General features: G+C 69.8%; 18 protein-coding genes. 16 read left to right on the top strand and 2 right to left on the bottom strand.

What is annotated here, in order from left to right; translation table 11 throughout:
* Together rho and prfA are read left to right on the top strand one after the other, a co-directional pair.
* Positions 1-1,458, top strand: a 1,458-nt coding sequence (gene rho / locus MR1_RS15535) for a transcription termination factor Rho (protein WP_067248926.1), incomplete at its 5' end; no start/stop codon positions are given.
* 22 nt (positions 1,459-1,480) lie between these two features.
* Positions 1,481-2,560, top strand: a complete 1,080-nt coding sequence (gene prfA, locus MR1_RS15530) for a peptide chain release factor 1 (protein ID WP_067248924.1) — start codon at positions 1,481-1,483, stop codon at positions 2,558-2,560.
* Between the two features lie 24 nt (positions 2,561-2,584).
* On the opposite strand, the gene epsC is transcribed toward prfA, so the two are convergent.
* Positions 2,585-3,154 carry a serine O-acetyltransferase EpsC gene (gene epsC / locus MR1_RS15525; protein ID WP_067248922.1) on the bottom strand — a complete coding sequence of 190 codons (570 nt, stop codon included), beginning with the start codon at positions 3,152-3,154 and terminating at the stop codon, positions 2,585-2,587.
* A gap of 5 nt (positions 3,155-3,159) precedes the next feature.
* Complete coding sequence (cysK, locus tag MR1_RS15520) at positions 3,160-4,107, bottom strand: cysteine synthase A (protein ID WP_067248920.1); 948 nt, start codon at positions 4,105-4,107, stop codon at positions 3,160-3,162.
* Between the two features lie 133 nt (positions 4,108-4,240).
* On the opposite strand from cysK, the gene prmC reads away from it, so the two are divergent.
* From prmC to MR1_RS15450, 14 genes are all read left to right on the top strand, one after another.
* Positions 4,241-5,119: a peptide chain release factor N(5)-glutamine methyltransferase gene (gene prmC / locus MR1_RS15515; RefSeq protein WP_409366269.1), complete on the top strand. Its 879-nt coding sequence runs from the start codon at positions 4,241-4,243 to the stop codon at positions 5,117-5,119.
* Positions 5,120-5,157: 38 nt separating this feature from the next.
* Positions 5,158-5,832: an L-threonylcarbamoyladenylate synthase gene (locus MR1_RS15510; protein ID WP_067248918.1), complete on the top strand. Its 675-nt coding sequence runs from the start codon at positions 5,158-5,160 to the stop codon at positions 5,830-5,832.
* Entirely contained in the window at positions 5,829-7,007 is a 1,179-nt protein-coding gene (locus MR1_RS15505) for an MraY family glycosyltransferase (protein ID WP_067248914.1), read from the top strand. The genes MR1_RS15510 and MR1_RS15505 overlap by 4 nt, the downstream gene beginning before the upstream one ends.
* On the top strand, positions 7,004-7,513 hold the full coding sequence (locus tag MR1_RS15500) for a hypothetical protein (RefSeq protein ID WP_067248911.1): 510 nt from the start codon (positions 7,004-7,006) through the stop codon (positions 7,511-7,513). Before MR1_RS15505 ends, MR1_RS15500 begins: the two co-directional genes overlap by 4 nt.
* Before the next feature lie 173 nt (positions 7,514-7,686).
* Positions 7,687-8,430, top strand: coding sequence for a F0F1 ATP synthase subunit A (gene atpB / locus MR1_RS15495; RefSeq protein ID WP_157518287.1), 744 nt, complete (start codon positions 7,687-7,689; stop codon positions 8,428-8,430).
* A gap of 45 nt (positions 8,431-8,475) precedes the next feature.
* Positions 8,476-8,712 carry an ATP synthase F0 subunit C gene (atpE, locus tag MR1_RS15490; RefSeq protein WP_017830994.1) on the top strand — a complete coding sequence of 79 codons (237 nt, stop codon included), beginning with the start codon at positions 8,476-8,478 and terminating at the stop codon, positions 8,710-8,712.
* 27 nt (positions 8,713-8,739) lie between these two features.
* A complete protein-coding gene (locus MR1_RS15485; RefSeq protein ID WP_067248905.1) occupies positions 8,740-9,294 on the top strand; it encodes a F0F1 ATP synthase subunit B in 555 nt (184 codons plus the stop codon).
* The gene (locus MR1_RS15480; protein ID WP_067248902.1) at positions 9,294-10,082 is read left to right on the top strand and encodes a F0F1 ATP synthase subunit delta; all 789 of its coding nucleotides are present in this window, start codon (positions 9,294-9,296) and stop codon (positions 10,080-10,082) included. Before MR1_RS15485 ends, MR1_RS15480 begins: the two co-directional genes overlap by 1 nt.
* A gap of 50 nt (positions 10,083-10,132) precedes the next feature.
* A complete protein-coding gene (atpA, locus tag MR1_RS15475; protein ID WP_067248899.1) occupies positions 10,133-11,773 on the top strand; it encodes a F0F1 ATP synthase subunit alpha in 1,641 nt (546 codons plus the stop codon).
* Between the two features lie 19 nt (positions 11,774-11,792).
* On the top strand, positions 11,793-12,692 hold the full coding sequence (locus tag MR1_RS15470) for a F0F1 ATP synthase subunit gamma (RefSeq protein WP_067248897.1): 900 nt from the start codon (positions 11,793-11,795) through the stop codon (positions 12,690-12,692).
* Between the two features lie 23 nt (positions 12,693-12,715).
* On the top strand, positions 12,716-14,170 hold the full coding sequence (gene atpD, locus MR1_RS15465) for a F0F1 ATP synthase subunit beta (RefSeq protein ID WP_067248894.1): 1,455 nt from the start codon (positions 12,716-12,718) through the stop codon (positions 14,168-14,170).
* A gap of 2 nt (positions 14,171-14,172) precedes the next feature.
* A complete protein-coding gene (locus MR1_RS15460) occupies positions 14,173-14,436 on the top strand; it encodes a F0F1 ATP synthase subunit epsilon (RefSeq protein ID WP_067248891.1) in 264 nt (87 codons plus the stop codon).
* Positions 14,437-14,541: 105 nt separating this feature from the next.
* The gene (locus tag MR1_RS15455; RefSeq protein WP_067248887.1) at positions 14,542-15,303 is read left to right on the top strand and encodes a YaaA family protein; all 762 of its coding nucleotides are present in this window, start codon (positions 14,542-14,544) and stop codon (positions 15,301-15,303) included.
* Positions 15,304-15,537: 234 nt separating this feature from the next.
* On the top strand, positions 15,538-17,027 hold a 1,490-nt coding region (locus MR1_RS15450; protein ID WP_303621329.1), incomplete at its 3' end, for an SdrD B-like domain-containing protein.

Here is a 17,027-nt window from a genome sequence, read left to right as displayed (position 1 = left end):
GGCCGCGGCGCGGCGGCGGCCACGGAGGAGTCGGCGGAGCGCCCGGCCGAGGCGGAGGCGCCGGTCGAGGCTCCGAAGCAGGAGGACGGCGACGCGGAGGACCAGGGCGGCCGGTCGCGGGGGCGTTCGCGCAACCGCAACCGCAACCGCAACGGCAACGGCGGCCAGAACGGCAACGCCGACGAGTCGTCCGAAGAGTCCGCCTCGTCCCGGACCCGCCAGCGCAACAAGCGACGCGGCGGCGGCACGAACGACGAGTTCGAGACCGAGATCGGAGAGGACGACGTCCTGATCCCGATCGCGGGGATCCTCGACGTCCTCGACAACTACGCGTTCGTGCGCACCACCGGCTACCTGTCCGGCCCGAGCGACGTCTACGTCTCGCTCGGCCAGGTCAAGAAGTACAACCTGCGCAAGGGCGACGCCGTCGTCGGCGCCATCAAGCAGCCGCGCGAGGGCGAGCAGCAGGGCCGGCAGAAGTACAACGCGCTGGTCAAGGTCGACTCGATCAACGGGCTGTCGGTGGACGACGCCGCCACCCGCGTGGAGTTCGGCAAGCTGACCCCGCTCTACCCGCAGGAGCGCCTGCGTCTGGAGACGGCGCCGGAGAAGCTGACCCAGCGGATCATCGACCTGGTCGCTCCGATCGGCAAGGGGCAGCGCGGTCTCATCGTCGCTCCGCCGAAGGCGGGCAAGACCATCGTGCTGCAGCAGATCGCGAACGCGATCGCGCAGAACAACCCCGAGGTGCACCTCATGGTCGTCCTCGTCGACGAGCGGCCCGAAGAGGTCACCGACATGCAGCGGACGGTGAAGGGCGAGGTCATCGCCTCGACCTTCGACCGCCCGGCGGAGGATCACACCACCGTCGCCGAGCTCGCCATCGAGCGCGCCAAGCGCCTCGTGGAGCTGGGCCGTGACGTCGTGGTCCTGCTCGACTCGATCACGCGCCTCGGCCGTGCCTACAACATCTCCACCCCCGCGTCCGGGCGCGTGCTCACCGGCGGCGTGGACGCGGCCGCCCTGTACCCGCCCAAGCGCTTCTTCGGCGCGGCGCGCAACATCGAGAACGGCGGCTCGCTGACCATCCTCGCCACGGCGCTCGTCGAGACCGGGTCCAAGATGGACGAGGTCATCTTCGAGGAGTTCAAGGGCACCGGCAACAGCGAGCTGCGGCTGTCGCGCGCGCTGGCCGACAAGCGCATCTTCCCGGCGGTGGACGTCAACGCGTCCAGCACCCGCCGCGAGGAGATGCTGCTGAGCCCCGACGAGGTGAAGATCACCTGGAAGCTGCGCCGCGCCCTGGCGGGTCTCGACCCGCAGCAGGCGCTGGAGGTCGTGCTCGGCAAGCTGAAGGAGACCGGCTCCAACGTGGAGTTCCTCGTGCAGATGCAGAAGTCGATCCCGGCGCCGCCCGCGGCCGGCCACAGCCACGGTCACGAGAACAACATCCGCTGACCCGGACCCGGCCGGAGCCGTCATGTTCGAACAGGTCTCGGCGCTGCGCGACGAGCACGCCCGGGTGGAGAGGGAGCTCTCCGACCCGGACGTGCACGCCGATGCGGCCCGCGCCAAGCGCGTCAACCGCCGCTATGCGGAGCTGAGCCGGATCGTCAAGGCGCACGACGACTGGGTCGCCGCGGGGGAGGACCTCGCCGCGGCCCGGGAGCTGGCCAGGGAGGACGACGCCTTCGCCGCGGAGGTCCCCGCCCTGGAGGAGGGCCTGTCTCAGGCGCAGGAGCGCCTGCGACGGCTGCTCATCCCGCGGGACCCGGACGACGCCCGTGACGTGATCATGGAGATCAAGGCCGGCGAGGGCGGTGCCGAGTCGGCGCTGTTCGCCGCCGACCTGCTGCGCATGTACGTGCAGTACGCCGCCGCGAAGGGCTGGAAGACGGAGCTGCTGGAGCGGACGGAGTCCGACCTCGGCGGCTACAAGGACGTCCAGGTGGCCATCAAGGGATCCTCGTCCGACCCCGCGCAGGGGGTGTGGGCGCACCTGAAGTACGAGGGCGGCGTGCACCGCGTCCAGCGTGTTCCCGCCACCGAGTCGCAGGGGCGGATCCACACCTCGACGACCGGCGTCCTCGTCTTCCCCGAGGTGGACGAGCCGGACGAGATCGAGATCAACCAGAACGATCTCAAGATCGACGTGTTCCGCTCGTCCGGGCCCGGAGGGCAGTCGGTGAACACCACCGACTCCGCGGTGCGGATCACGCACGTGCCCACGGGCATCGTCGTGTCGATGCAGAACGAGAAGTCACAGCTGCAGAACCGCGAGGCCGGGATGCGCGTGCTGCGGGCGCGGCTGCTCGCGCGTCAGCAGGAGGAGCGGGAGGCCGCGGCATCCGATGCGCGCCGCTCGCAGATCCGGGGGATGGACCGGTCGGAGCGGATCCGGACGTACAACTTCCCGGAGAACCGCATCGCGGATCACCGCACCGGCTTCAAGGCGTACAACCTCGACCAGGTGATGGACGGCGCGCTGGACCCGATCATCGAGTCCGCCATCCACGCCGACGAGGAGGCGCGACTGTCCGCGCTGGGCGGCGACGACTGACGCGTCGTCCGCCCGGACGCCCGGTCAGATCGTGTACTCGGGCGCGCGCAGCAGCGCCGCGGCCTCGCCATCGGGCCGCCGTGCGCGAGGCGCGGCCGGAACCCCGACGAGGAGCGCATCGGCCGGTGCGTCCTTCGTGACCACGGCCCCGGCGCCGACCACCGTTCGCGCCCCGATCGTGATCGGCCCGAGGATCTTCGCCCCCGCCCCGACGACGACCCCGTCGCCGAGTGTGGGGTGCCGCTTGCCGGCGCTGCGGGTGCGCCCGCCGAGCGTGACGCCGTGATAGATCAGGACGTCGTCGCCGATCTCCGCGGTCTCGCCGATCACGACGCCCATGCCGTGGTCGATGAAGAATCGCCGTCCGATCCGGGCACCGGGGTGGATCTCCACACCCGTCAGCCATCGCGCCACCTGCGAGCCGAGGCGTGCGGGGAAGCGCAGCCCCCGTCGCCAGAGCGCGTGGTTGACCCGGTGCGCCCAGACGGCGTGCAGCCCCGGATAGAGCACGGCGACCTCGACCGGCCCCCGGGCGGCCGGGTCGCGCAGACGAGCGGCCGCGATGTCCTCGCGGATCCGCGCCAGAGCCCCCACCCGGCTCAGTCCTTCGGCTCGTCGCGGAGGTCTTCGAACAGAGCGGTGGACAGGTAGCGCTCGCCCGTGTCGGGGGCGACGACGACGATGGTCTTGCCGGCGCTCTCCGGGCGCGCGGCGACCTGGAGGGCGGCGGAGACGGCGGCGCCGGTCGACATGCCGACCAGCAGGCCCTCCTTGGCGGCGAGCTCGCGCGCCACGCGCAGCGACTCGTCGAAGTCCGCGGTGATGACCTCGTCCAGCACCTCGCGGTCGAGCACGTCCGGGACGAAGTTGGGACCGATGCCCTGGATCTTGTGCGGCCCGGGGCGTCCCTCCGTGAGGACGGGGGAGTCCTTCGGTTCGACCGCGATGACCTTCACATCGGGCTTCGCCGCCTTCAGCGCCTGGCCGGTCCCGGTGACGGTCCCGCCGGTGCCGACCCCGGCGACGAAGACGTCCACGGCGCCGTCGGTGTCGCGCAGGATCTCCTGTGCGGTGGTCTCGCGGTGGATCTGCGGGTTGGCGGCGTTCTCGAACTGGCGCACCCAGACGGCGCCGGGGGTGTCCGCGACGATCTGCTTGGTGACCTCGATGGCTCCGGCCATGCCCTTGGTCGGGTCGGTGAGGACGACCTCGGCGCCGAAGGCCTTGAGGAGGACCCGGCGCTCCTTCGACATCGACGCCGGCATGGTCAGGATCACGCGATAGCCGCGTGCGGCCCCGACCATCGCCAGGGCGATGCCGGTGTTGCCGCTGGTGGACTCCACGATCGTCCCGCCCGGTGCCAGCGCCCCGGACTTCTCGGCGGCGTTGATCATGGCGATGCCGATGCGGTCCTTCACGCTGGATGCCGGGTTGTAGAACTCGAGCTTGATGAGGACCGTCGCGTCGAGGCCCTCGGTCACGCGGTTCAGCCGCACCAGGGGAGTGTTCCCGAACGCGGTGGTGATGTCGGAGTGGATGCCGGCCATGGCTGCCCTTTCGTCGACGGGCGCCCGCGGAGGCGGGCGCGGTGTCAGCCTAGGCGAGCGGCCTCACCGACGGGAGACGTGTGACGCCCCATGGCGGAGGGCTTCCGGCGCAGGGCGGATACGCTGGGTGCTCGTGCCGCACTCCCTCGACCGCATCCTGCGCGAAACCGCCCGCAAGCTCGCGGAGGCGGGCGTGCCCGATCCCGTCGTGGACGCCGAGCTGATCGCCGCCCACGTCCTCGGCGGCGGGCACGGCGCACCGGGCTGGAGGCGGGGCGCCGTGCAGGCCGCCGCCCTGCGCGGCGACGAGATCGAGGGCCCTGCCGCCGCGGAGATCGGCGCCCTGGCGGAGCGCCGCTCCCGTCGCGAGCCGTTGCAGCATCTGACCGGCCGTGCGCCGTTCCGGCACCTCGAGCTCGCGGTGGGACCCGGCGTGTTCGTCCCTCGGCCCGAGACCGAGACCGTCGCGCAGTTCGCGATCGATGCGCTGCGGGCGGCACCCGTGCCCGCACCGATCGGCATCGACCTCGGCACCGGGAGCGGCGCGATCGCCCTGGCGATGGCCACGGAGGTGCCGCACGCCCGGGTCTTCGCCGCGGAGGTGTCGCCGGAGGCGCACGCGTGGGCGCGACGCAACACCGAGCGGCAGGAGAACCTGACGCTCGTGCAGGCCGATCTCGCCGATGCGTTCGAGGAGCTGGCGGGTCGGGCCGACGTGGTCATCTCCAACCCGCCGTACGTCCCGGACGCCGCCGTTCCCCGCGACCCCGAGGTGCGGCTGCACGACCCGGCCCTGGCGCTGTACGGGGGAGAGGACGGCCTGGACGTGGTCCGCGTCATCAGCCGGCGCGCGCTCACCCTCCTGCATCCCGGGGGACTGCTCGTCCTCGAGCACGGCGAGCTGCAGGGCGCGCAGATCCGCGCGCTGCTGGAGGATGACGGCTGGCGGGCGGCGGCGACCCACCGCGACCTCACGCAGCGGGATCGCGCGACGACCGCCATCCGCCCCTGAGCGGATTCCGGGGCGTCGCCCCGTAGAATGACGGGGTCATGTCCCCCGTCTTCGACTGCCGCGACGCGGATCAGCTCCTCACCGGCATGCGCCGTGCGCGCCAGGCCATCGGCCGCGGTGAGCTGATCGTGCTCCCCACCGACACCGTCTACGGCGTCGGCGCCGACGCCTTCAACCCCGCCGCCGTCCAGCGGCTGCTCGACGCGAAGGGGAGGGGCAGGGACCAGCCGCCGCCCGTCCTGGTCGGGTCGACGGCGGCGCTCGCGGCGCTCGTCGAGACCATCCCGGAACCCGTGCAGCGCCTCGTGGACGAGTTCTGGCCCGGGGGGCTGACGATCGTGCTCCCGTCCCAGCCGTCCCTCGCGTGGGATCTCGGCGACACCCACGGCACCGTCGCGGTGCGCATGCCCGACTACCGGGTGACCCTCGAGCTGCTGGAGGAGACGGGGCCGCTCGCGGTGTCCAGCGCGAACCTCACCGGGAAGGACGCGGCCGTCGAGGCCGCCGCGGCCGAGCGGATGCTGGGCGACAGCGTCTCGGTGTACCTCGACCACGGACCCAGTGCGACCGGCGTGCCCTCGACCATCGTCGACGCCACGTCGCTCGTGCGCCCCGGGGGCGACGACGCCCGCGTGCGGGTGCTGCGCAACGGCGCGGTCTCGCGTGACGAGCTGGCGCGCGTGCTGGGCGACCTCCTCGAAGAGCCCGCGTGAAGCAGTACCTCTTCACGATCATCCTCACGGCCGCGATCACGCTGGCGCTGTCGTGGGCGGTGTGGCAGCTCAGCCTGCGCTTCAAGCTGTACCCGGGGATCCGCGAGCGCGACGTGCACACGACGCCGACGCCGCGTCTGGGAGGCGTCGCGATCTTCCTGGGGATCGCCGCGGCGTTCGGGGCCTCCTCCGCGAACCCCTTCTTCGCGACGATCTGGGCGCAGCCGCAGACGATGTGGGCGGTGCTGGGCGCGGCGCTGCTGATCGCCGTCGTGGGCGTGATCGACGATCTGTTCGACCTCGACTGGATGATCAAGCTCGGCGCGCAGTTCGTCGCTGCGGGGCTCATCACCGTGGTCGGCGGTCTCCAGATCCTCTTCCTCCCGATCGGCGAGCCGATCGTCGGCTCGAGCTGGGTGAGCATCGCGATCACGATGTTCGCGATCGTGATCGTGATGAACGCGATCAACTTCATCGACGGGCTGGACGGGCTGGTCGCGGGGGTGTGCCTCATCGCGAACGGCGTCTTCTTCGCGTACTCCTACATCCTGGCCAGGGACACGGGCCAGTCCAGCTACTTCAACCTCGCCTCGTTCCTCGCCGCGGTCCTCATCGGCGCCTGCCTGGGGTTCCTGCCGACCAACTGGAGCCCCGCGAAGCTGTTCATGGGCGACTCCGGCGCCCTCGTCATGGGCCTGCTCATGGCGACCTCGGCGATCTCGCTGACGAGCTCGCTGAACCCGTCCATGCTCGCCCCGGACCAGATCGGGCGCTCCCAGCTGCTCGGCGCGTTCATCCCGATCCTGCTGCCGGTGGTCGTGGTGCTGCTGCCACTGCTGGACTTCGGGCTGGCCGTGCTGCGGCGCATGCGTGCGGGCAAGTCCCCGTTCTCCCCGGATCGCAAGCACCTGCACCACCGCATGCTCGATCTCGGCCACCGCGACCGCGACGCCGTCCTCATCTTCTACGCGTGGACGGCGATCATCTCGCTGTCGGTGCTGCTGATGTACATCGGCACGCGGGAGGGCTGGTACGGCGACTACCTTCTCGGCGTGCTGTTCGGCGTCCTCGGCGTCGCCGCCTGCCTCACCGTGACGCTGCTCCCCAGCCGCCGTCGCGCCCTCGCCGCCTCCGAGCCCCGTGCCGCCGACCCCGAACCCGAGGAACCCCGATGAGCCCGAGCCCCGTGTCCAGCACGCCCATCCTGCGGCGCACCCTGATCTGGTCCGCCGTCGCGGCCGTCGTCCTCGCCGCCGTGGCCGCCGCCGTCGGCGGGCTCGTGGCCGGCGCCTCCGGGGTCTGGAGCGGCCTCGTCGGCGTGCTGCTCGCCGTGGTGTTCCTCGCGATCACGGCGCTGAGCATCCTGATCGCCAACCGCTGGTACGGCGACGCGCTCTACGTCCAGCTCTTCTTCGCGATCGTGCTCGGCGGGTGGCTGCTCAAGCTCGGCCTGTTCGTCGTCGTCATGCTCGTCCTGCGCGGGCAGCCCTGGATCTCGCCGATGGTGTTCTTCCTGTCGATCGTCGCCGGGGTGCTGATGTCGCTCGTCGTCGACGTGATCGTGCTGCTGCGGATGCGTCTGCCGAACGTCAGCGATGCGCAGCTGCCCACCGAGGTCCCCGAGGACCGCGCGCCCGGTTCGGCGGACGGGGCCGCGGATTCAGGAAACTCCCGGTTCTGATAGTCTTGACACGTGCCCGCTCGCGGACCGCGAGCGCTGCGCCGTGATCCACCCCGACCATCGTCGCCCCGGTACTGACCGGTGCCCCGAAGCTGGAGCCCGCGCTGTTGAATCTCGCTGCGACCCTGATCCCACGACTGGCCTCTGACGGCGGCGAGTTCCACGGCCCCTCGATGGAAGAGTTCTTCCCCGAGATCCTCTTCAACGTCTTCGGCGTCATCCCGATCCACCGGATCCACCTCATCCAGTTCCTCTCGGTCATCGCGGTCGTCCTGATCCTCTGGCTGGGCACGCGCAACATGCGCGTCGTCCCCGGCCGGTTCCAGAGCCTGGTCGAGATGGGCCTGGGCGTCGTCCGCAACGGCATCGCGCACGACCTGCTCGGACGCAAGGACGGCGACCGGTTCCTCCCGATCCTCGTGAGCATCTTCTTCATGGTGCTGTTCATGAACGTGACCGGGATCATCCCGTTCCTGAACATGCCGGGAACGGCCATCGTCGCCGTCCCGCTGACGCTCGCGATCATCAGCTACGTCACCTTCATCTACGCGGGGATCCGCCGCCACGGATGGCGCTTCTTCAAGAACTCGCTGCTGCCGCAGGGGGTCCCCGGCTTCGCGCTTCCGATCGTGGCCGTGATCGAGCTCATCTCGACGTTCGTCCTTCGCCCGGTCACGCTGACCCTCCGACTGATGATGAACCTCGTCGTCGGTCACATGATCCTGGTCCTCTGCTTCGCGGCGACCCAGTTCTTCTTCTTCACCGCAGGCGGCGGCTGGGCCGCGCTCGGTGTCGGAACCCTCGCCTTCGGCGGCGCGTTCACCGTCTTCGAGATGCTGGTCGTCGTCCTGCAGGCCTACGTCTTCACCGTCCTCACCGCGGTCTACATCCAGCTCGCGGTCGCAGAAGAGCACTGAGCGGGTCGGCGACAAGCCTTCCCACCCAACGAAAGGAAAAACCCCGTGGACGCTACTACGGTTCTCGCTGAGATCAACGGTCACCTCGGAGCCGTCGGCTACGGCCTCGCCGCGATCGGTCCCGCCATCGGCGTGGGCATCGTCGTGGGCAAGACGATCGAGGGCGTCGCCCGTCAGCCCGAGCTGGCCGGCCGCCTCCAGGTCCTCATGTGGATCGGTATCGCCTTCACCGAGGCGCTGGCGTTCGTCGGCATCGCCGTCGCCTTCATCCCCTTCCCGTAATCCCCACCGACCTTTGAAGGAGACAGGATGCTGAACGCTCTTGTCACGAACCTCGCGGCCGAGGGCGGGGAGGCACCGAACCCCCTCATCCCCGCGTGGTACGACATCATCTGGTCGGGGCTGTGGTTCCTCATCATCCTCATCGTCGTCTGGAAGGTCGCCCTTCCCCGTCTGACGAAGATGCTCGACGAGCGCTCCGCCGCCATCGAGGGCAACATCGCCAAGGCCGATGAGGCGCAGAAGCAGGCCGAGGCCGCGCTGGAGGAGTACACCCGCCAGCTCGCCGAGGCCCGCGTCGAGGCCGGGGAGATCCGGGAGGCCGCCCGCGAGGACGGCAAGAAGATCGTCGCCGAGGCCAAGGAGGCCGCGACCACCGAGGCCGCGCGCGTCACCGCCGCGGCGTCCGCGCAGATCGAGGCCGAGCGCCAGGCGGCGCTCGTGTCGCTGCGCGGCGAGGTCGGCACGCTCGCCCTCGACCTCGCCGGCGGCGTGGTCGGGGAGACCCTCTCCGACGACGCCCGTGCGACCGCCGTCGTGGACCGCTTCCTCGCGGACCTCGAGGCGTCCGAGGCGGCGAAGTAATGGGCAGCGCGACCACTCAGGCCCTCGCGGCGTCGAGCCAGGCGCTGACCGCGGCGACCGGGATCACCCTCGACAGCGCCGGCGAGCTGTTCTCCGCCGCGCGGCTGATCGGGGAGTCGTCCCCGCTGAGCGGCGCGCTCGCCGATCCCTCCGCGTCCGGCGAGGCGCGCGCGGCCCTCGTGGCCCGCGTCTTCGGCGGTGCGTCGGCACCCGTGCAGGACGTGCTCCGCGTCGCGGTCGGCGAGCGCTGGTCCAGCGCCGCTGACCTCGTCGACGGCATCGAGGAGCTGGCCGTGCGTGCGGCGGCGATCGCCGCGCCCGACAGCGACGTGGAGGGGGAGCTGTTCTCCGTCTCGCGTCTGGTCGCGGCCAACCCCGAGCTCGAGCTCGCGCTCGGCAGCCGTCTCGGCGACGGCGCGGCGAAGGGCGCTCTCGTGCACAAGCTCCTCGGCAACGACGTCAGCGCCGCCACCGGTCTGATCGTCGCCTCGCTCGTGCGCCAGCCGCGCGAGCGCCGGGTGCGTCAGCTGCTCAGCCGTGCGATGCGGATCGTCTCCGCACAGCGCGACCGGATCGTGGCGACGGTGCACACCGCGGCGCCGCTCTCGGATGCGCAGAGCGCCCGTCTCGCCGACGTGCTGAGCCGCCGCTACGGCCGTCGGGTCGCACTCAACGTGGTCCTCGACCCCTCCGTCGTCGGAGGCCTGCGCGTGCAGGTCGCGGACGACGTCATCGACGGCAGCATCTCCGCCCGTCTCGCCGACCTGCGGCACCGGCTCGCAGGCTGACAAACGGACTTCGCGCGGGGAACCGCGCACCCAGATACAAAGGGAAGACAATGGCAGAACTTTCGATCAGCCCCGACGTCATCCGTGACGCGCTGAAGGACTTCGTCGCCGCGTACGAGCCCACGGGAGCTGCGGCGACCGAGGTCGGCACCGTCATCGACGCCGCCGACGGGATCGCGCACGTCGAGGGCCTGCCCGGCGTCATGGCGAACGAGCTCGTCACGTTCGCGGACGGCACCAAGGGCCTCGCGCTGAACCTGGACGAGCACGAGATCGGTGTGGTCGTCCTCGGCGACTTCACCGGCATCGAGGCCGGCCAGGAGGTCACCCGCACCGGCGAGGTCCTCTCGGTCCCGGTCGGCGACGGCTACCTCGGTCGTGTGGTGGACCCGCTCGGCGCCCCCATCGACGGTCTCGGCGAGATCGCGACCGAGGGCGTCCGCGAGCTCGAGCTGCAGGCGCCCGGCGTCATGCAGCGCAAGAGCGTGCACGAGCCGCTGCAGACGGGCGTCAAGGCCATCGACGCGATGATCCCCGTCGGCCGCGGTCAGCGCCAGCTCATCATCGGCGACCGCCAGACCGGCAAGACGGCTCTCGCGATCGACACGATCATCAACCAGAAGGCCAACTGGGAGTCCGGCGACGTCACCAAGCAGGTGCGCTGCATCTACGTCGCGATCGGTCAGAAGGGCTCGACCATCGCTTCGGTGAAGGGCGCGCTCGAGGACGCCGGCGCGATGGAGTACACCACGATCGTGGCCGCTCCCGCCTCGGACCCCGCGGGCTTCAAGTACCTCGCCCCCTACACCGGCTCGGCCATCGGTCAGCACTGGATGTACGGCGGCAAGCACGTCCTGATCATCTTCGACGACCTGTCGAAGCAGGCCGAGGCCTACCGCGCCGTGTCCCTGCTGCTGCGCCGCCCGCCGGGGCGTGAGGCCTACCCGGGCGATGTCTTCTACCTGCACTCGCGTCTCCTGGAGCGTTGCGCGAAGCTGTCGGACGAGCTCGGCGCCGGGTCGATGACGGGTCTGCCGATCATCGAGACCAAGGCCAACGACGTCTCGGCCTACATCCCGACCAACGTGATCTCCATCACCGACGGCCAGATCTTCCTCCAGTCGGACCTGTTCAACGCGAACCAGCGCCCCGCGGTCGACGTCGGCATCTCGGTGTCCCGCGTCGGCGGTGACGCGCAGGTCAAGTCGATCAAGAAGGTCTCCGGGACGCTGAAGCTGGAGCTGGCGCAGTACCGCTCGCTCGAGGCGTTCGCGATGTTCGCGTCGGACCTCGACGCGGCCTCGCGTCGTCAGCTCGCCCGCGGCGCGCGTCTGACCGAGCTGCTCAAGCAGCCGCAGTACTCGCCGTACCCGGTCGAGGACCAGGTCGTCTCGATCTGGGCCGGCACCAACGGAAAACTGGACACGATCGAGGTCGAGGACGTCCTGCGCTTCGAGCGCGAGCTCCTGGACCACCTCCGTCGCAACACGAAGGTGCTCGACACCCTGCGCGAGACGAACGTCCTCGACGACGACACCGTCGCCGAGCTGGAGAAGGCCACCGACGCCTTCATCCTCGAGTTCCAGGGCGGCAAGGGCCACGGCATCGGGGCTCCCGGCCACGAGGAGCACGCGGCGCAGGACGTCGACGACGTGAACCAGGAGAAGATCGTCAAGGGCCGTCGCGCGTAGTCGCGGGGGAGTCTGAGATATGGGCGCACAACTCCGGGTCTACAAGCAGAAGATCTCTTCTGCTCAGACGACCAAGAAGATCACGAAGGCGATGGAGCTCATCGCGGCTTCGCGCATTCAGAAGGCGATGGCGCGCGTCAAGGCGTCCTCGCCCTTCGCGCGGGCCGTGACACGGGCGGTGTCCGCCGTCGCCACGCACTCCAACGTCGACCACCCGCTCACGCGTGAGCCCGAGAAGATCACCCGCTCCGCGGTCGTGATCTTCTCGAGCGACCGCGGCCTCGCCGGCGCGTTCAACTCGCAGATCCTCCGTGAGGGCCTGGAGATGGCGGAGCTCCTGCGCGAGCAGGGCAAGGAGCCGGTGTTCTACCTCATCGGGCGCAAGGCGGTCGGCTACTTCCAGTTCCGCGGCCTCGCCGCGGCGGCGGAGTGGACCGGGGACACGGACACGCCGTCGTTCCACACGGCCGAGGAGATCTCGGCGACGCTGCTCGAGGCGTTCTCGCGCGGCGGGGACGAGGGCGGCGTGGACGAGATCCACCTCGTCTACAACCGCTTCGTCAGCATGATGACGCAGTCGCCGGAGACGGTCCGTCTGCTCCCGCTGGAGATCGCGGAGGCCGACGAGTCGGAGGCGGGCAGCGCGGTCTACCCGCTGTACGAGTTCGAGCCGGACGCGGCGACGGTGCTCGACGCGATCCTGCCGGTCTACATCCAGAGCCGTGTCTTCAACGCCCTCCTGCAGTCCTCGGCCGCCAAGCAGGCCGCGACGCAGAAGGCGATGAAGTCGGCCAGCGACAACGCCGACAAGCTCATCACCGACTACACCCGCCTGCGCAACAACGCGCGTCAGGCCGAGATCACGCAGCAGATCGCGGAGATCGTCGGTGGAGCCGACGCCCTCGCATCGAGCAAGTAAGCCTCTAAGAGAGAGACGAAGAAATGACCACCACCGCCACGGCTGAGAACGCCACGACCGCGGTCGTCGGGCGCGTCGCGCGCGTCACCGGACCGGTCGTCGACATCGAGTTCCCGCACGACTCGATCCCCGACATCTACAACGCTCTGAAGACCACGATCACGATCGGCGACGAGTCGTCCGAGATCACGCTCGAGGTCGCCCAGCACCTGGGCGACGACCTCGTCCGCGCCATCTCCCTCAAGCCGACCGACGGCGTCGTGCGTGGACAGGAAGTGCGCGACACCGGTGCGCCGATCTCGGTCCCGGTGGGCGACGTCACCAAGGGCAAGGTCTTCAACGTGATCGGCGAGGTCCTCAACGCCGAGCCGGGCGAGCAGATCGAGATCACCGAGCGGTGGCCGATCCACCGCAAGGCGCCGAACTTCGACCAGCTCGAGTCGAAGACCACCATGTTCGAGACCGGCATCAAGTCGATCGACCTCCTCACCCCCTACGTGCAGGGTGGGAAGATCGGCCTGTTCGGCGGTGCGGGCGTCGGCAAGACCGTCCTCATCCAGGAGATGATCCAGCGCGTGGCGCAGGACCACGGCGGTGTGTCCGTGTTCGCCGGCGTGGGCGAGCGCACCCGTGAGGGCAACGACCTGATCGGCGAGATGGAGGAGGCGGGCGTCTTCGACAAGACCGCCCTCGTCTTCGGCCAGATGGACGAGCCGCCGGGGACGCGTCTGCGCGTCGCGCTGTCCGCCCTGACGATGGCGGAGTACTTCCGTGACGTGCAGAAGCAGGACGTGCTGCTGTTCATCGACAACATCTTCCGCTTCACGCAGGCGGGCTCCGAGGTGTCGACGCTGCTCGGCCGCATGCCCTCCGCGGTGGGCTACCAGCCGAACCTCGCCGACGAGATGGGTGTGCTCCAGGAGCGCATCACCTCGACGCGCGGTCACTCGATCACCTCCCTGCAGGCGATCTACGTGCCGGCGGACGACTACACCGACCCGGCCCCGGCCACCACGTTCGCGCACCTCGACGCGACCACCGAGCTCTCGCGTGAGATCGCGTCGAAGGGTCTGTACCCGGCGATCGACCCGCTGACCTCGACGTCGCGCATCATGGACCCGCGTTACCTGGGCGAGGACCACTACCGCGTCGCCACCACGGTCAAGCAGATCCTGCAGAAGAACAAGGAGCTGCAGGAGATCATCGCGATCCTCGGTGTCGACGAGCTCTCGGAAGAGGACAAGATCATCGTCGCCCGTGCGCGTCGGATCCAGCAGTTCCTCTCGCAGAACACCTACATGGCGAAGAAGTTCACGGGCGTCGAGGGATCGACGGTGCCGCTGAAGGACACGATCGAGTCCTTCGACGCCATCGCCCGCGGCGACTTCGACCACGTGGCCGAGCAGGCCTTCTTCAACGTCGGCGCGATCAGCGACGTCGAGGAGAAGTGGGCGCAGATCCAGAAGGAGAACGCCTGATCATGGCAACCCTGCACGTCAGCCTCGTCTCCGCGGACGCGGAGGTCTGGACGGGTGAGGCGAGCCTGGTGGTCGCCAAGACCGTCGAGGGCGAGATCGGCATCATGCCCGGGCACGAGCCGGTGCTGGCCATCCTCGCCGAGGGCCAGGTGCGCATCACCCAGGAAGACGGCGCGAAGGTGCTGGCGAACGCGCAGGACGGCTTCCTCTCCATGGAGGGCAACGTCCTGACGATCGTCGCCGGCAACGCGGCGCTGATCGCCTGATCCACGTCCGAAGCGCCGGTCCCCGAGAACGGGGGCCGGCGCTTCGCCGTCCGCTCGGCCTCCGTCCGTCGGGGCCGGGATCGACCCGCAGAAGGAGACCATCGCGTGAAGATCCTGCTTCCGCCGTCCGAGACCAAGCGCCCGGGCGGATCCGGCGCGTCCCTCGATCTCGATGCGCTGGCGCTGCCCTCCCTCCGGCGTCGTCGGGAGGAGGCGGTGGACGCACTCGTGCGACTGGCCGCCGACGAGGACGAGGCGGCGCGGGTCCTCAAGCTCAGCCCCCGGCAGCGCGAGGCGGTCCAGGACAACGCGCGCCTGCGGACCGCGCCGTGCATGCCGGCGGTGGATCGCTACACGGGCGTGCTCTTCGACGCCCTGGACGCATCGTCGCTGCCCTCGGCGGCCCGGCGCTGGCTGGGCGCCCACGTATGGATCCACAGCGCGCCGTTCGGTCCGGTGGGGGCGCTGGACCGGATCCCGTCCTACCGTCTGGGCGCCGGCGTCTCCCTTCCCGGGCTCGCACCGCTCACGCGGCATTGGGCACCGGCCGTCACAGAGGCGATCCGGGCGGCGTCCCCCTCCTTCGTCCTGGACCTGCGGTCCGAGGCGTACGTGGCGCTGGGCCCCGTCCCCACCGAGGTGGCCTCGGCGTACGTCCGCGTGGTCACCGAGAGCGGCCGCGCCCTGAACCACTTCAACAAGCATGCCAAGGGGGCGCTCGTGCGCGCCCTCGCGGAGGACCGCCCGCGAGCGAGCAGCCGGAGGGGTCTGCTCGCCTGGGCGCGCACGCGCGCGGTCGACCTTCGTGAGACGGACGATCCGAGCACCCTCGCGTTGGTCACTGCGCAGCCGACGGCACAGCGCTGACGCAGACGGTCTTCCCTGTCGGCCGCGCGTTCTCATCCGTCTCGGCCGCAGGCGGCAGGCGAGCCGGGCGGGCATCCCCACCTCGTCCTTGCCCGGACCACCGTTGCATGCCAATGATTTGCTTTCGGGTAACGACAAGATAGGATTCTTGCGCCCGGGCGGATCATATTGCGTGCCAGACGCACGCGCCCTGCCCGATGGCAATCATGATGTTTGTCATATCGAGGGGGAAAAATGTCCGTCGCTAGACCACGGTCCTCACAACCGAGGCTTCGTCGTCTCGGAGCCGCCGCCCTTGCTGCCGCCCTTGCGACCGCGGGCCTTGCCGGGTCCGTCCTGGTCACCGCGTCCGCGGCGTCCGCGGCCGAGCAGAACGGCTACGTCTTCAACGATGCGTGGACGCTCACGGGCGCACAGCAGCAGACGCAGTACACGGCTGCGGGGATCAACGAGGGGCGCAATTCGGCCGTTTCGTCGCTCCCCACCCGGTTGGGGCCCGTCGGCATCAGCGCCGAGTTCGTGGTGAACGGCGATCGCACGCCGGGCACCAACATGCTGGTGTCCGGTGAGAACCAGGGCTCCTACGGCGGAACAGCCGCGATGTTCTACGGCAATCCCACCCCCGCGAACGTTCCTGCGCTGGGTTTCCTGGCCAATGCCTCCGCGGGGTGCGGTGGAGACCTCGGCGCGCGTGAGCACCAGAACTTCGACGGCGCCTGCGACGTCGGCCAGCTCACCATCACCTTCGACCGCCCGGTCACCGACATGGTGATGGACGTCTCCGGTATCGGCGGGTTCTTCCAGGCAACAGGCAACAGTCACTCTCGTGGATCGTTCAATGCGACCGAGTGGACGATCGTGACACCCGGGGTGACCCTGGCGAGCGTCTCGCCCGGCGCGACCAACCTCCAGATCGACTCCGCGAACACCATGCGACTCCTCAACAGCAACGCCAACGGCAACTGCGTCCCTGCACAGGGGACCGGAAGCGGAGCCATCCGCCAACCCGACATGGACGCGGCCGGCTGCGGTTCCGTCATCCTGAAGGGCACCTTCACCTCGGTGACCTTCAACATGAGCGCGGCAGGAACCCCGTACTCGCAGTTCCCGGCCGCGCAGTACGGCACGGGATCCAGCTACTTCGCGAACAGCAACGGTGGTAACCCCGACGGCGTCAACGGCTCGATCTCCGTCCGGACCGAGCGTCTGCTGCTCGATGACGGTGCGACGTCCAACGGAAACGCCGACAAGCAGCGCGTGTCCTTCCGTCTCGCTCAGCTGGGCGAGATCGGTGACCGGGTCTGGCTGGACGAGAACCGCGACGGTGTGCGCGGGGACGATGAGCCCGGGATCGCTGGGGTCACGGTCGAGTTGCTCGACGCCGACGGCAACCCGGTGACGGACGCCGACGGCAACCCGATCACGGTCGTGACCGGGGACGACGGCAGCTACCGCTTCACGGATCTTCCGTATGGCGACTTCCAGTTGCGCTTCACGGATCCGGAGGGACGTTCGTGGGCGCCGCAGAACGCGGGCGACGACCAGACCCGTGACTCGGATGTGGACGCCTCGGGGCGGACGGGCGCGATCCGTCTGGACAGCGACACTCCTCAGGCCAACGATGTCGATGCGGGGCTGACGTCTTCGCCCGTCGCCACCGACGATCGTTCGGATGGGAACACCATCGGTGATGCAGTGACGGTTCCGGTTCTGGGGAATGACGA

The sequence above is a fragment of the Microbacterium resistens NBRC 103078 genome (assembly GCF_001552355.1).
Classification (GTDB): Bacteria; Actinomycetota; Actinomycetes; order Actinomycetales; family Microbacteriaceae; genus Microbacterium; species Microbacterium resistens.
The sequence above is the reverse complement of the archived record's forward strand: the minus strand, read 5'-3'. Positions and strand labels throughout refer to the sequence as shown.